General features: G+C 69.3%; 14 protein-coding genes. 6 read left to right on the top strand and 8 right to left on the bottom strand.

Translation table 11 applies throughout. The annotated features are described in order from the left end of the window. Positions 1–10: 10 nt before the first annotated feature. Positions 11–364: an iron chaperone gene (locus ASD56_RS00450; RefSeq protein WP_055959951.1), complete on the top strand. Its 354-nt coding sequence runs from the start codon at positions 11–13 to the stop codon at positions 362–364. A 19-nt stretch (positions 365–383) separates the two neighbouring features. On the opposite strand, the gene lysE is transcribed toward ASD56_RS00450, so the two are convergent. Then, complete coding sequence (lysE, locus tag ASD56_RS00445) at positions 384–1,043, bottom strand: L-lysine exporter (RefSeq protein WP_055959948.1); 660 nt, start codon at positions 1,041–1,043, stop codon at positions 384–386. A 68-nt stretch (positions 1,044–1,111) separates the two neighbouring features. Here lysE and ASD56_RS00440 point away from each other — a divergent pair, with 68 nt between their 5' ends. After that, complete coding sequence (locus tag ASD56_RS00440; protein WP_055959945.1) at positions 1,112–2,008, top strand: LysR family transcriptional regulator ArgP; 897 nt, start codon at positions 1,112–1,114, stop codon at positions 2,006–2,008. 14 nt (positions 2,009–2,022) lie between these two features. Here the strand turns inward: ASD56_RS00440 and ASD56_RS00435 are convergent, their stop codons facing one another. The 5 genes from ASD56_RS00435 to ASD56_RS00415 all read right to left on the bottom strand — a co-directional run bounded on the left by ASD56_RS00435 (position 2,023) and on the right by ASD56_RS00415 (position 6,786). Further along, positions 2,023–3,054 carry an NADP-dependent oxidoreductase gene (locus ASD56_RS00435; RefSeq protein WP_055959942.1) on the bottom strand — a complete coding sequence of 344 codons (1,032 nt, stop codon included), beginning with the start codon at positions 3,052–3,054 and terminating at the stop codon, positions 2,023–2,025. 143 nt (positions 3,055–3,197) lie between these two features. Further along, complete coding sequence (locus ASD56_RS00430) at positions 3,198–3,656, bottom strand: MarR family winged helix-turn-helix transcriptional regulator (RefSeq protein ID WP_055963357.1); 459 nt, start codon at positions 3,654–3,656, stop codon at positions 3,198–3,200. Positions 3,657–3,667: 11 nt separating this feature from the next. Then, positions 3,668–5,389, bottom strand: coding sequence for an MDR family MFS transporter (locus ASD56_RS00425; protein WP_055959939.1), 1,722 nt, complete (start codon positions 5,387–5,389; stop codon positions 3,668–3,670). Positions 5,390–5,492: 103 nt separating this feature from the next. Further along, complete coding sequence (locus ASD56_RS00420) at positions 5,493–5,885, bottom strand: hypothetical protein (protein WP_055959936.1); 393 nt, start codon at positions 5,883–5,885, stop codon at positions 5,493–5,495. A gap of 34 nt (positions 5,886–5,919) precedes the next feature. Further along, a complete protein-coding gene (locus ASD56_RS00415; RefSeq protein ID WP_055963354.1) occupies positions 5,920–6,786 on the bottom strand; it encodes an AraC family transcriptional regulator in 867 nt (288 codons plus the stop codon). Between the two features lie 103 nt (positions 6,787–6,889). Here ASD56_RS00415 and ASD56_RS00410 point away from each other — a divergent pair, with 103 nt between their 5' ends. Together ASD56_RS00410 and ASD56_RS16075 are read left to right on the top strand one after the other, a co-directional pair. Next, positions 6,890–7,837, top strand: coding sequence for a phosphotransferase (locus tag ASD56_RS00410; protein ID WP_055959933.1), 948 nt, complete (start codon positions 6,890–6,892; stop codon positions 7,835–7,837). A 4-nt stretch (positions 7,838–7,841) separates the two neighbouring features. After that, positions 7,842–7,991, top strand: a complete 150-nt coding sequence (locus ASD56_RS16075; RefSeq protein WP_157535699.1) for a hypothetical protein — start codon at positions 7,842–7,844, stop codon at positions 7,989–7,991. Here the strand turns inward: ASD56_RS16075 and ASD56_RS00405 are convergent, their stop codons facing one another. Together ASD56_RS00405 and ASD56_RS00400 are read right to left on the bottom strand one after the other, a co-directional pair. Then, positions 7,992–8,489 (bottom strand): DUF1990 family protein, encoded by a 498-nt coding sequence (locus tag ASD56_RS00405; RefSeq protein ID WP_200947433.1) that lies wholly within the window; start codon positions 8,487–8,489, stop codon positions 7,992–7,994. It lies immediately after the preceding gene. Then, positions 8,486–9,748, bottom strand: coding sequence for an MFS transporter (locus tag ASD56_RS00400; protein ID WP_055959928.1), 1,263 nt, complete (start codon positions 9,746–9,748; stop codon positions 8,486–8,488). The genes ASD56_RS00405 and ASD56_RS00400 overlap by 4 nt, the downstream gene beginning before the upstream one ends. Positions 9,749–9,866: 118 nt before the next feature. Here ASD56_RS00400 and ASD56_RS00395 point away from each other — a divergent pair, with 118 nt between their 5' ends. Together ASD56_RS00395 and ASD56_RS00390 are read left to right on the top strand one after the other, a co-directional pair. Further along, entirely contained in the window at positions 9,867–12,065 is a 2,199-nt protein-coding gene (locus tag ASD56_RS00395; RefSeq protein WP_157535697.1) for an adenylate/guanylate cyclase domain-containing protein, read from the top strand. A gap of 2 nt (positions 12,066–12,067) precedes the next feature. Beyond that, positions 12,068–13,489 carry a mechanosensitive ion channel domain-containing protein gene (locus ASD56_RS00390; protein ID WP_055959922.1) on the top strand — a complete coding sequence of 474 codons (1,422 nt, stop codon included), beginning with the start codon at positions 12,068–12,070 and terminating at the stop codon, positions 13,487–13,489. Positions 13,490–13,491 lie beyond the last annotated feature (2 nt).

Genomic DNA, 13,491 nt, shown 5'->3' with positions numbered 1-13,491 from the left:
GGATGCCTGCATGGGTACCGTCGACGACCTCCTCGCAGACCTCGATCCCGCAGATCGAGAGCCGGTGGCACGGCTCTACGCCATCGCTCGACGGGTCGTGCCCGACGCGGAGCAGGGCCTCGGATACGGGATGCCGGCCCTGGTGTATCGCGGAAAGCCGCTCATCTCGGTCATGCGCGCGAAGAAGCACATCGGCGTCTACCCGTTCAGTCCGGATGCCGTGGCCGCCGTCGCCGAGTCCCTGAGCGGTCACCCGGGGATCGGGCTCGACAAGGGCACCATCCGCTTCCAGCCGGAACATCCGCTCCCGGACGACGTCGTCGAGGCGCTGGTGCGTGCCCGCAAGGAGCAGATCGAAGGCTGAGGGTCAGCCGCCGAGAGGGTCAGTGGGGGAGCACCAGGCTCACCCCGAGCGCGATCATGACGACGGCGATGACCGCGTCGAGGATCCGCCAGGCCTTCGGGGTCGACAGCCAGCGCCCGAGGTAGCGCGCGCCGAAGGCGAGGCCGAAGAACCAGACGAAGCTTGCGATCATGGCACCGGCGGCGAAGAGCCACCGGTACTCGTCGTGGGTGTTCGCGACCGTTCCGAGCAGGAACACGGTGTCGAGGTACACGTGCGGGTTCAGCCAGGTGAGCGCCAGGCAGGTGAGCACGACGGGCAGCAGGCGGGTGCTCGTGCCGGTGAGGACCGCGCCCGGGGTTCCGGCCGGGCTTCCCGCAGGCTCGGCAGGATCGGATGCCGCGAGCGCACGGTCGCTCGGACGCCACGCGCGCCGTGCGGCCAGCACGCCGTACGCGACCAGGAACGCGGCCCCTGCCCAGCGCACCACGTCCACCAGCCACGGGACGCTCTCCAGCACGAACCCGACCCCGGAGACGCCGACGGCGATCAGCGCGGCATCCGAGACCGCGCAGATGGCGGCCACGGCGAAGACGTGCTCCCGGCGCAGACCCTGGCGCAGCACGAACAGGTTCTGGGCGCCGATGGCGACGATGAGCGAGAAGCCGAGTCCGAGACCGGCGAGAACGGAGGAGAGCACTTGTCCACGGTAGGTCGGACAGGGCGTTCAAACCAGCTCATGGTTCTTCAGATGCATTAGCCTGACTTATGATGCGCATTCCGTTCGAGCTGGCCGAAACCCTGGCCGTCGTGGTCGACGGCGGGACGCTGGATGCCGCAGCCCAGCGCCTGCACATCACCCCCTCGGCGGTCAGCCAGCGGATCAAGACGCTCGAGGAGCTTCTCGGACGGGTGGTGCTGGTGCGCTCGAAGCCGGTCAGGCCGACTGAGGCGGGCTCGGCCGTCATCCGGCTCGCCCGTCAAGCGGCGCTGCTCGAGCACGACACCCTCGCCGAGCTCGGCGCCGATCCCGACGGCGGCGCGCGCACCGCAGTGCCGCTCGCCGTCAACGCCGACTCGCTCGCCACGTGGTTTCTTCCCCCGCTCACGCGGCTGTCGCAGCGGCATCCGGTGGTCTTCGAACTTCACCGCGACGACCAGGACTTCACCGCGGGACTGCTCGAATCGGGAACCGTGATGGGTGCCGTGACCTCGAGGGCCACGGCCGTCGCGGGATGCCGCGTCAGCACGCTGGGGGCGATGCGCTACGAAGCGGTGGCGACCCCGTCCTTCGCGGAGGAGTGGCTGTCCGGCGATCTGGCCGGCCGGTTGCGAGAGGCGCCCGTCGTGGACTTCGACAGGCGCGACGACCTCCAGAACGAGTGGCTGACGGCTCAGGGCGTCGATCCAGCCCTGCCGCCGCGGCACTATGTGCCCGCCTCCAACGACTTCGCGACCGCCGTCAGGCTCGGTCTCGGCTGGGCCCTGCTGCCTCGTTTCCAATCGCACGAGGCATTGAGCAACGGCGAGCTCGTGCTGCTCGGCGGTGCGCCGGTCGACGTGCCGCTGTACTGGCAGCAGTGGAACCTGCGGTCACCGCTGCTCGATGCGATCGCGGACGAGATCGTCGGCGAGGGGCGGCGGGTGCTCAGCCCCCGAGCATAGGAGTCGCCGGACGCTCAGTCGTCGCTCACCCGGAGCACGATCTTGCCCCGGGTGTGGCCCTCTTCGATGGCGCGGTGGGCGTCGGCGGCGTCGGCCAGGTCGAAGACGCGGTCGATGTACACCTGTACCGCACCGGAATCGAGCAGGCGGGCGATCGTGCTCAGCGCGCCCCCGTCGGGGATGGCCTTGTAGCTCGTGGCGCGCACCTCGGACGCCTCGGCGGCCTCGGCGTACCCCGGCCAGGATCCGGTCGGCACGAGGACGTACAGTCCACCGGGCCGGAGCACCGAGAGTGACCGCGTTCCGGTCTCGTCGTGCACGTTGCCAACGAGATCGATCACGACGTCGACCTGCCCGACCACCTCCTCGAAGCGCGTGGTCGTGTAGTCGATCACCACGGATGCACCCAGTTCGCGCAGCCAGTTGAGATTCCGGCCCGACGCCGTCGCGGTGACGTGCGCGCCGAAGTAGGCGGCGAACTGCACCGCGAGGTGCCCGACGCCGCCGCTGCCGGCGTGGATGAGGATGCGCTGACCCTCATGGGCATGCGCCGTCTCGACGATCAGGCCCCACGCGGTCAGAGCGGCCACCGGAACGCCCGCGGCCTCGACGTGAGACAGCGAGGACGGCTTCCGCGCGACCGACAGCGAGGGGACCACGGCGTACTCGGCATACGTGCCGCCGGTGCGGGGGAACGACGCCATGCCGTACACAGGGGTCCCCGGGGGCAGGTGGTGCGCCTCGTAAGGGCTCTTCATCACGATCCCGCTGAAGTCGAGGCCGAGCGTCGTGGGCTGTGCGTTCAGATGAGGGGTGAGGCCGCCTCCTGCTCGCGTCTTCGCGTCGATGGGGTTCACTCCTGCCGCGACCACGCGGACGAGCACCTCGCTGAGCGCGGGCGAAGGGACGGGGACGGATGCCGCGCGCAATGCGTCGGGGTCACCGGGCGCATCGAAGACCATCGCCCGCATCTGCTCCGGCGGGTCCGTCACGGGCACGCGCTCGGCATCGGAATGGGGAGATGAGTGCAGCGGCCGGAATCTCATCGGTCGCTCCTTCCGCGTGCGCGTTGCATCTCGGCACTCATTGCCGGGATGCGACCAGTCAATCGTGGGATTGTCTCGGCCGTGTTACGCCGGTGCTACCGGGTCGAGAATCCCTGCGGACGACGCCTCGCGCGGGCCCTCTTTCACGGCGACTGGCCCGCCGTGAGCGCATGGAGCAGCCGCGAGAGATTGCGGATGTCCTCCAGCGGCCACTCCTCGAGGGCGTTGAGCAGCGTGCTCTCCTGCGGTGCGCGCGCCTGCGCGAGGCGCTCCAAACCGAAGGCCGTGGGGGAGAGCAGGCTCGAGCGGCCGTCCTCCGGGTCGGGCGTGCGCTCGATCAGCCCCAGCTGCTCGAGTTCGCGCACCGTGCGGCTGATCTGCCCTTTGTCAGCCATGAGGGCCTCGGCGAGGGCGGAGAGCGTGACGGACTCGCGACGCACGATGGTCGTGAAGACTTTGTATGCACCGGGCAGCATGCCGGGGCTCACGCGGTCCGCGTTCTCGCTGATGACCTTGCGGAACCGGGTGATGAGTTCGCCGAACTCGGCCTCGAGGGCGCGCACCGCCTGGGTGCGCGCCTCTCGGGTGTCTTCAGAGGTCATCGGGATCGACACTAGCGGGAGGAGGCGGATGCCTCGTCGCGCCCGGGTGTCGGATCGGCACCCGTTTCGGCAGCGTGCGGCGCGTCGCCTGTCGCGTCCAGGGTCGACATACCGGCGCTGACGGAGACCGTGGCGAGGTCGGCCTCACTGGCCGCGACGCGTTCGCTCGTGGTCATGCGGGTGAGCGGGATGTTCGGCAGGAAGACGATCGCGATCAGGCTGACCACCGCGACCGGGACCGCGATGAGGAACGAGTGCGCGATGGCCTGCGCGTAGATGTCCTCGACGATGACGCGGATGCCCTCGGGCAGCTCGGACACCTGCGGGATCGTGCCGGACTGCAGCTGCCGGCCGATCTCGGCTCCCTTGTCGCCGAGCTGGACGAGTGCGGCGCCGATCTCGGCCTTCATGTCGCCGAAGAGCGTCGTGGCCGAAGAGGCCAGCGCGGCACCCATCACCGAGACGCCGATCGTGCCGCCGAGGCTGCGGAAGAACGTCACTCCCGAACTCGCCACGCCCATCTCGGACGGGCTCGCGGTGTTCTGCACGATGAGCACGAGGTTCTGCATGGTCATGCCCACGCCGGCTCCGAGCAGGAACATGTACAGCGAGACCAGGGCGAAGTTCGTGTCGTAGTGGATCGTCGAGAGCAGGAACGCGCCGGCGATGAGCAGCACGCCGCCCACGATCAGCCACGGCTTCCAGTGGCCGTGCCGCGTGATCAGGCCGCCGACGACGATCGACGCGAGCAGCAGGCCGGCGATCATCGGGATGGTCATCACGCCGGCCTCGGTGGGCGTGGCGCCGCGAGCCATCTGCATGTACTGGCTGAGGAACACCGAGGTGCCGAACATCGCGATGCCGGTCGCGATCGAGGCGATGACCGCGAGCGTGAACGTGCGGTTCTTGAACAGGCCGAGCGGGACCAGCGGCTCCTTCACACGGAGCTCGGTGACGATGAACAGCGCGGTGCCGAGCAGGGCGCCGCCGACCATGATGATCGTCTCGGTGCTCCACCAGTCGAAGTCGCTGCCTGCTCCGGTGACCCAGATCAGCAGCAACGAGACCGATGCTGCGAGCAGCACGATGCCGATGTAGTCGATGCGGGCCTTCTGCTTCGGCCGGGCGGGGAGGTGAAGCGTCCGCTGCATGATCACGAGGGCGACGACCGCGAAGGGGATCGCCACGAAGAAGTTCCAGCGCCATCCGAGCGAGTCGGTGATCACGCCGCCGAGGAGCGGCCCACCGACGGTGGCGACGGCCATCACGGCGCCGAAAAGTCCCATGTAGCGACCGCGTTCGCGCGGGCTGATGATGTCGGCCATGATGACCTGGCTGAGCGCCGCGAGCCCGCCGGCGCCGATGCCCTGCACGGCGCGGAACGCGATGAGCGTCGCGGGGTCCTGGGAGAAGCCGGCCGCGGCGGTGGCCACGACGAAGATCACGATCGCCAGCTGGATCAACAGCTTCCGGTTGAACAGATCGGCGAGCTTGCCCCAGACCGGCGTCGAGATCGCGGTGGTGAGCAGCGTCGCCGTGACGACCCACGTGAACGCCGCCTGGTCGCCGCCGAGGTCGTGGACGATCACGGGCAGCGACGTGGAGACCACGGTCGACGCAAGCATCGAGACGAACATGCCGAGCAGCAGTCCCGAGAGCGCTTGAAGGATGCGGCGGTGACGGCGCTTCTCGTCGTCCGAGACCGCGGGCGCGGTGACAGAGGTGGTGGTCATGGGAGTTCCTTCGGCTCGAGGCACGGAGCGCTGACGGCGCGGATAAAGTTGACGCAGATCAACCGTTGAGTTGCATCAACTATATACCGATCGTTGATCCACGTCAACTATCGCCGAGCGCCTCCAGCTCGCGGCGCAGATACCTCGGCGCCTGCACTCGCCACGCTTCGGTCACCAGCTCGCCCAGGTGCTCCAGATCGATGCCCGCCATGCGGAACGCGACCTTGGGTTCGTTCCACGCTGTGGTCGTGCGCAGGAAGACATCGGGCGCCATCTCGGACAGCGCGAGTGCGTCCATGCGGTCGTCGACCTTCACGCCGACGACGAGCTCTGACGCGACGATCGCCCGCACGTCGTCGGGAATGCTCGGCCAGGGGTGGATCTCCCACGCGTAGAGCTTGCGCCGCACGAACCACGCGGCGCCGCCCGTCGTCATCCGCTCCTCACTCCCGGGCAATCGCGCGGCGACCCGGCGAATGTCGTCGAGGGTGGGCATACCCGCAGGGTACGCCGCACCCCCGACACGAGGGCTACGCGCGCTCGATCGGCAGCCAGAGCTCCGTCGTGGCCGTGCTGAAGTCCGCGGCACGGTCGAGGACCGCGACGATCGAGGGGCCCGGACGCAGCCGCCAGGGATTCGAGGGGAACCACTCGGTCGCCGTCGCCGCCCACGTGGACTGCAGGGCGGCGGGGTAGGGGCCGGAGGTGCGGAAGACCGCCCACGAGCCGGCCGGAACCTCGAGCACGTCCAGATCCGCGGGTGCCGGGGTCGAGGCGTCGAGCGCGACGCCGTGGAGGTAAGTGAGCTCGCTGCCCTCGGCGTAGTCGGGGTCCACGTCGGCGCTGACCTGCAGCAGGCCGGTGGGCTCGGTGCCGCCGAGGGTCTTGAGCCGGGCGTGGTCGGCGGGCGCGAGCGACGCGATGTGCGCCTGGATGTGCGGGTTGGCGCCCTCGTGGATGAGCGGCACGCGGGCGGCGTGCCCGACGAGGCGGAACGCGGGGCGATCGGTGATGCGGGTGTCCATGGTGAAGTTCCCTTCGACGGTCAGGCGGAACCTGAGTTTCGGTTGCGTGCGAAGGGGTCCGCCGTTCTGCCGCACCTCGGCCACACTGGCGCCGTGCACTGCACGGAACGCGCGCCCGAACGCCTCGGCGGAGCCGTAGCCGTGACGCACCGCGACGTCGAGCACCTGACCGCCGCCGATGAGCTCGGCCGCGGCGACCGTCATGCGGCGCCGCCGGATGTACTCCGACAGCGGCATACCGGCCAGCGACGAGAACATCCGGCGCAGGTGGAACTCGGTCGTTCCGAGCTGCGCGGCCACCGCGGGCACGTCGAGGTCTTCCGCCAAGTCCATCTCGACGAGGTCGATGAGGCGGTTGAGCGCTGCGATCACGGTGTCTCCCTTCGGGATCAAGCCTGGGCGCTGCGCCGAAGACGCACCCGATAGTCCCTGTTCGATTCCATCGTCCCGCGACGCCGGACGATATCGTGCCAGGATGAGCGCCGGCACTCACCGCGAGCCGCGTCCCGGATGGGATGCCGTCCCCGACGGGCTCCGGTCGGCCCTGGCTCGTCGGCTCGGAGTCGACGTCTCCGTCGCGACGGTGATGGACTCCGGGTTCAGCGTGGGCTTCGCCGGCGTGATCGGGCGAGGGCCCGCGCGGGTCTTCGTCAAGGCAGCGGATGCCGCGCACCACGAGCACTCGGCGGAGCTCCACCGGCGAGAGGCTGCGGTCTTGTCCGCGCTGCCGGCCGGGCACGCGCCAGGGCTGCTGGTCACGCTCGAGGAGGGGAGCTGGTTCCTTCTCGCGACCGAGTACGTCGACGGACGGAGTCCGGGAGCGCCGTGGACTCAGGCCGAGCATGACGCGGTCGTCGCCGAGATCCGCCTGCTTTCAGGCTCGGCTGCACCGGCGACGCTTCCCGCAGCGGCCGACGTGCTTCCTGACGCCTTCGTCTCGTGGTCCGCCCTGGAAGACGCAGGGACCTCGGCATCCGGCATCCCGACCGCCCTTCTGCCGTATGTCGACCTGCTGCGGAGCTGGGAGGGCGAGGCCACGCGGCGAGCCGCAGAGGGCCATTCGATCGTCCACTTCGACATCCGCGGTGACAACGTGGTGATGGATGCCGCGGGTCGCGCCCGCCTGGTCGACTGGCCGCACGCCGTTCGGGGTTCTTCCTGGATCGATGTGGTGCTCTTCGCTCCCTCCGTCGAAGCCGACGGCGGACCGAGCGTCGGGGCCACCCTCGACCGGTTCGCGGACGGGCGGATTCCGGACGAGGTCGTCGTGCTGATGGCGGGCTGGGCCGGCCGGCTGCACCACATGGCGTCGCTTCCCGAGCCGCCTGAGCTGAAGGGCTTACGCCGGTTCCAGGCACGCCAGGCCGCGCCCGCGGTGCGGTGGCTGGCGTCGGTGCTCGCCGGAGGGCGGGACCTAGGCTGAGTTCATGAGCACGGGACGCGTGGAGTATTCGGTGACCGGCCTCGACGGCACGGACGAGGGCGCGCTCGAGGCGGAGCCCTACGTGTCGGGAGATGTCTGGCGCGACATCTCGGTCCGGCCGATGCGCATCTTCCGCCCGGCCGCGCGGTCCTGACTAGCGCTCCGCCCGCGCGCGGAAGGCCCTGAGATATCGTCGGCGGGCGACCTTCTGCGCGACGAGCAGGCCCGGGTATGCGAGACGCCAGCGAAGCTCCTCGGCGGGTCGCGTGAGCGACCGGATGGTCAGCAGAACGGTGTCGCCGTCGCGGTGGACGATGAACGCCTCCTCGCCGGACACGGGATGACCCGGAAGAGTCCGGTAGGCGAAGCCCACCCGCTCGGGCGTCTGGACGACGTCGACCACCTCGACCGGCTCGGCGACCGAAAGTCCGAAGGCGTGCGCCAGGATCACCGGCCGGCTTCCGCTCGCTACCGGCCCGCTCGGGTTCACCGAGAACCCGCTGCGGGTCTTGACACCCCACCGCAGCACCTCGGTGGTCGCCCAGCGCCACAGCGCATCACCGGTACCGAGCACGGTCGACGTCTCCCATCGGCGGTACCCGTGTCCGGGCTCGGTCCAGACGCCATCTGCCGGGCGCGTCATAGAGCTCATGGGATATTCTCCTCGTCGTCGCGCGCGGTCCGGAGGGGAGAGAGGAGGGCGATCCCGAAGGCGACCACGAAGACGCACACGACGAGCCAGAGCGAGGCGCGCTCCCCGAGCAGCGTGGCGGCGATCCCGCCGAGGACGGCGCCGATGGCGGCCATCGTGCGGTTGGCCGAACGCATCGTCGCGCTCGTGCGGCCCAGCAGGCCGTCGGGCGTCACTGTCTGCCTAAGGCTCATCTCGTTGGCATTCTCCACCCCGCCTGCGAATCCCTGCAGCATCATTGCGGTCGTGAGCAGGACGACCGCCACGACTCCGGGGCCACCGTCGGACAGAGGAGCAAGTGCGACGAGCATCCAGGCCAGCGGATAGATCGCCCGTCCGGTCGTGATCGTCGCGCCTGAGCCCAGCCGATCGCCGGCGCGCGAGGCGACCGTGGCGCCGGCGAGCGCCGCCAGCCCGGCGGCGGCGAACAGCACGCCGTACAGGAACGGACCGAACCCCAGAGTGCGCAGCGCGAAGACCGCCAGCACGGTGAACCCGGCGGCATTGGCCAGGAACCACACGTGGGTCGACACCGCGAGGGGTCCCAGGGTGCGGTGACGGTAGGTCCAGCGCAGCCCCTCGACCACCTCTCGCCAGAGCGAGCGACGCTGCGGGACAGCGCGCGCGGTCTCGCGGAGACGGATGCCGGCCACCAGCACCGCGTCGACGACATAGGTCACGGCATCCACCGCGATCGCCAGCGGAGCACCGACGACCGCCACCAGCAGGCCGCCGAGGGCCGGACCGGCCGACTGAGCCGTTGCCTCGGCCTGGTCGAGGCGGGCGTTCGCGGCCCGCAGGGCGCGGCGCTCGACGATCTGAGGCAGGACGGACTGACTGGCCGCGAAGCCGAACACGGCGAACGCGCCGAAGAGGAACAGGAGCGCCGCCAGCACCCACAGGTGCAGCACGCCGAGCGCCCAGCACACCGGGATGAGAGCGAGCGCCGCAGCGCGTCCGAGACTCGCCCACACCAGCACGCGCTGCCGTCTCCACCGGTCGACGTAGACGCCGGCGACGAGTCCGAGCAGCGCGTAGGGCAGGAACTGGGCCGCGTTGACGATCCCCACTTCGAAGGCGCTGGCGCCGAGCACGTCGACCACTAGGACCGGCATGGCGACGGCGGTCAGCGCCGTGCCGAATGCGCCGACGGTGACAGCTGAGAAGTAGCGCCCGAATGCCGGACCGCTGAGCGGACCAGCACCTTCGCGACCTCTCATGCGGCATCCTCCTCGATTGAAGCCAGGCTAGCCGGGGCTTCCTCGGGATCCTTGCCACGGCTTTTTCCACCTGGCTAGAGTGACGCCCAGGGAGGGTACGCCGAGCGAGGGGAACGCTTTGACAGTCGCTGACGCCCACAGTCCGGTCACCGAGAGCGAACGACTGCGCGAGCGGGAGTTCGCGAGGGAAGCAACGCCGGATGCCCCTGCACGACCGAAGCGGCGGATGCGAGGCGGGCTGAGCATCCAGTCCAAGCTCCTCATCATGCTGCTGGCGGTCAGCCTGATCTCGTCCGTCGTGGTCGGGATCATCGGCTACGTGAGCGGGCGTGAGTCGCTGCGCGCGGCCGCCATCGACCAGCTCACGACGATCCGCGAGCTCCGCACCGGCGAAGTCGAGAACTTCATCTCCTCAGCCGAGCGCGGGGTCCTCCTGGACTCGCGCAATCTCAGTGCGCAGACGGCTTCGATCGCCTTCAACGCGGCGTGGGAGGAGCTGCAGGCGCAGGAGCCCACGCCCGAGGTGGACGAGGGTCTCGAGGCGTACTACCGCGACGTCTTCGTGCCCGACTACGAGGCCCGAAGTCAGCGAGACCAGTCCGACACCGCACTCATCCCCGAGTCCGCCGCGGGCCGGTACCTGCAGTATCACTACACGGCGCAGTTCGCCGACTTCGATGAGGCGCTCGCGACCGCCGACGCCGGCGATGGCAGCGCATGGTCGGCGGCTCATGCGCGCTATCACGACTACTTCCAGCGACTGGTCGAGAGCGTCGGCTACGAGGACCTGCTCGTGCTGAACCTCGAAGGAGACGTCGTCTACTCGGCCTACAAGGGCATCGACTTCGGCATCGATCTGGAGAGCGCGCCCTACCGCGACTCCGCGCTCGCGGACGCCTACAACGCCGTCGTCGCGACCAACTCCGCGATGACCGTCGAAATCCGCGACCTCGAGCGCTGGGCGCCGTCGCTCGGTCGCCATGCCCTGTGGGTGGTGTCGCCCATCGGCAACGACGACCGCATCACCGGGGCGCTGACCGCCCAGATCTCACTCGACCAGGTGAACGCCGTGATGAGCGGTAACCAGCGCTGGAACGAGCAGGGTCTGGGCGACACCGGGGAGGTGTACCTCGCCGGCCGCGACGACCTCATGCGCAGCGTGTCGCGCGAGATCGTCGAGTCGCCTGAGACGTACGAAGCCGATGTCATCGCCAACGGGACTCCGCCCGAGGTGGCGGAGCGCATGGTGTTCGTGGGTGGCACGGTCGGACTCCAGCCGGTCAGCACGTTCGCGGTGAACGAGGCTCAGGCCGGTCGCACCGGCGCCGGTATCGCTCAGGAGTACATCGGCGCCGAAAGCATCGTCGCGTACACCCCCGTCGACATCCCAGGCTTGAACTGGGTGGCTGTCGCCCGAATCGACACCGCCGAGGCGTTCGCGCCGGTCGCCGACTTCACGCGCACGCTCGTGCTCTCACTCCTCGCCATCGTGCTGGTGGTGAGTGTGCTTTCCCTGCTCCTCGCGCAGGTGTTCACACGACCGATCCGGCGCCTGGTCGAAGCGGTGCGTCGCGTGGCCGGCGGCGATCTCGCCGTGCAGGTGCCAGTGGACTCACGAGACGAGATCGGCGATCTCGGCTCGGCCTTCAACGACATGGCGTCGGGGCTCCGCTTCAAGCAGGACCTCATCGACGAGCAGCAGGAAGAGAACCAGCGGCTGATGTTGACTCTTATGCCCGAGGCGGTCGCACGGCGGTACAAGGACGGCGAAGAGACCATCTCCGAGGAGCACGACAACGTCTCGGTCGTCTTCGCCGAGCTGGTCGGCTTCGAGGAGTTCGCAGAAGGGCTCTCCGGCGAGAGCGAGACGTCGCTCCTGAACGCGCTCATGCGGGGGTTCGACGAAGCGGCGACCAAGACCGGGGTCGAGAAGGTCCGGACGCTTCGCGGCGGTTATCTCGCGAGCTCGGGGCTCATCGTCCCGCGGGTCGACAACGTGCGCCGGGCTGTCGACTTCGCGCGCGAGATGCGCGCGGTCGTCCAGCGATTCAATGCGCAGAACGGATCGGAGATCGATCTGCGTGCCGGTGTGGACACCGGCACGGTCACCAGCGGACTCGTGGCGCGCACGAGCCTCGCCTATGACCTTTGGGGCGACGCGGTGAGCCTCGCATACCGCGTGCGCAGCGTGACCGGTCAGCCGGGCATCTACGTCAGTCAGGCCGTGCGCGATCGGATGCAGGACAGTGTCGTGTTCGCGCGCGCGGGATCGGTGGAGCTTCGCGGCCAGGACCAGGACGTCTGGAGGATCGAGTAGCCATGGATCCGTTTGCCGACGGATGGATCTGGTGGGCGATCGCGCTGGCGGTCGGTGTTCCGCTCCTGCTGGTGATCCTCACCGAGATCCTCGGTGCACTCACGCGTCGCGGCAATCCGGCCGCCGGTCCGGTACGTCTCTTGCGCAACTGGGTCGTCCCCGTCGCGGCACTCTTCGCCCTGCTGGTCTTCGCACTCCGCTCCGACGCCGACCAGGTGTGGGCCCGGGTCGTGGCGACGGTACTCGGATTCCTGCTGATCCTTCTGGTGCTGTCCGCGTTCAACGTCGCGCTGTTCGCCAATGCGAAGGCGGGCAGCTGGCAGGAGCGCATCCCATCGATCTTCGTCGAGCTCGCGCGGCTCATTCTCGTGGTGGTGGGTCTCGCGGTGCTGTTCCAGTGGGTGTGGAACGCGGATGTCGCGGGCTTGATCGCCGCGCTGGGTGTGACGTCCATCGTGATCGGCCTCGCCCTGCAGAACGCGGTGGGTGGCGTGATCTCGGGGCTCCTACTGCTGTTCGAGCAGCCGTTCAAGATCGGGGACTGGCTGGATGCCGCCGGCGTACAGGGCCGGGTCATCGAGGTGAATTGGCGTGCCGTCCACATCGACACCGGGTCCGGCATCCAGATCATCCCGAACTCGACCCTGTCCGGCGCGTCGTTCACCAATCTGAGCCAGCCCGCGGGTCCGCATCATGTCGCGACGTCGGTCGCGTTCACGACGGACGACCCGCCGCACGAGGTGATCGGGCTCCTCGTCGAAGTCGCGGACTCGCTGCCGATGCGGACACCCGGCGAGCGCGCGAGCGCCGACTACCTCGGCGCCGGCAAGTACGCGGTGAGCCTGCCGATCAACGGGCCGGCGAACGCGCCTCAGGCGCTGAGCCTCTACCTCGCCTGGCTCTGGTACGCGGCACGCCGGCGGGGTCTGGCGCTGGATGGTGACGCCACGGATCCGATCGCCGAGCCTGGCCGCCTCGACCACGCACTCGACGTCATCGGCCCCACACTCCACCTCGGCGAACAGGACCGCGAGCTCGTGCTGGCCACTTCCAAGCTCGAGCGGTACGGGGTCGGTGAGATCGTTCAGCCCGCGGGCGTGCTGCCCCACGACATCCGATTCGTGGTCGATGGGCGCGTGCGGCTCGCCGTCGAGGCGGGCGGTGGACGGATCGAGTTCGCCACGGCCGAGCCGGGCGACTACGTCGGTCAGACCGCGCTCACTCGCGAGAAGACGCTGACCACCGCCATCGCGGCGGACGTCCTGACGGTTCTCGTGGTGCCGCTCGACACCGTCGACCAGCTCGTGCGCTCACGCCCGCTCCTCGCTCAGGAGATCGGACGATCGGTCGAGCTCAAACGCAAGCTCGCGGCGGACGCGCTGGCCACCGCCGGCGTCGTTCGCGGCACGCTCGGTGGAGGGTGAAC

The sequence above is a fragment of the Microbacterium sp. Root166 genome (genome assembly GCF_001427145.1).
Taxonomy (GTDB): domain Bacteria; phylum Actinomycetota; class Actinomycetes; order Actinomycetales; family Microbacteriaceae; genus Microbacterium.
The sequence above is the reverse complement of the archived record's forward strand: the minus strand, read 5'-3'. Positions and strand labels throughout refer to the sequence as shown.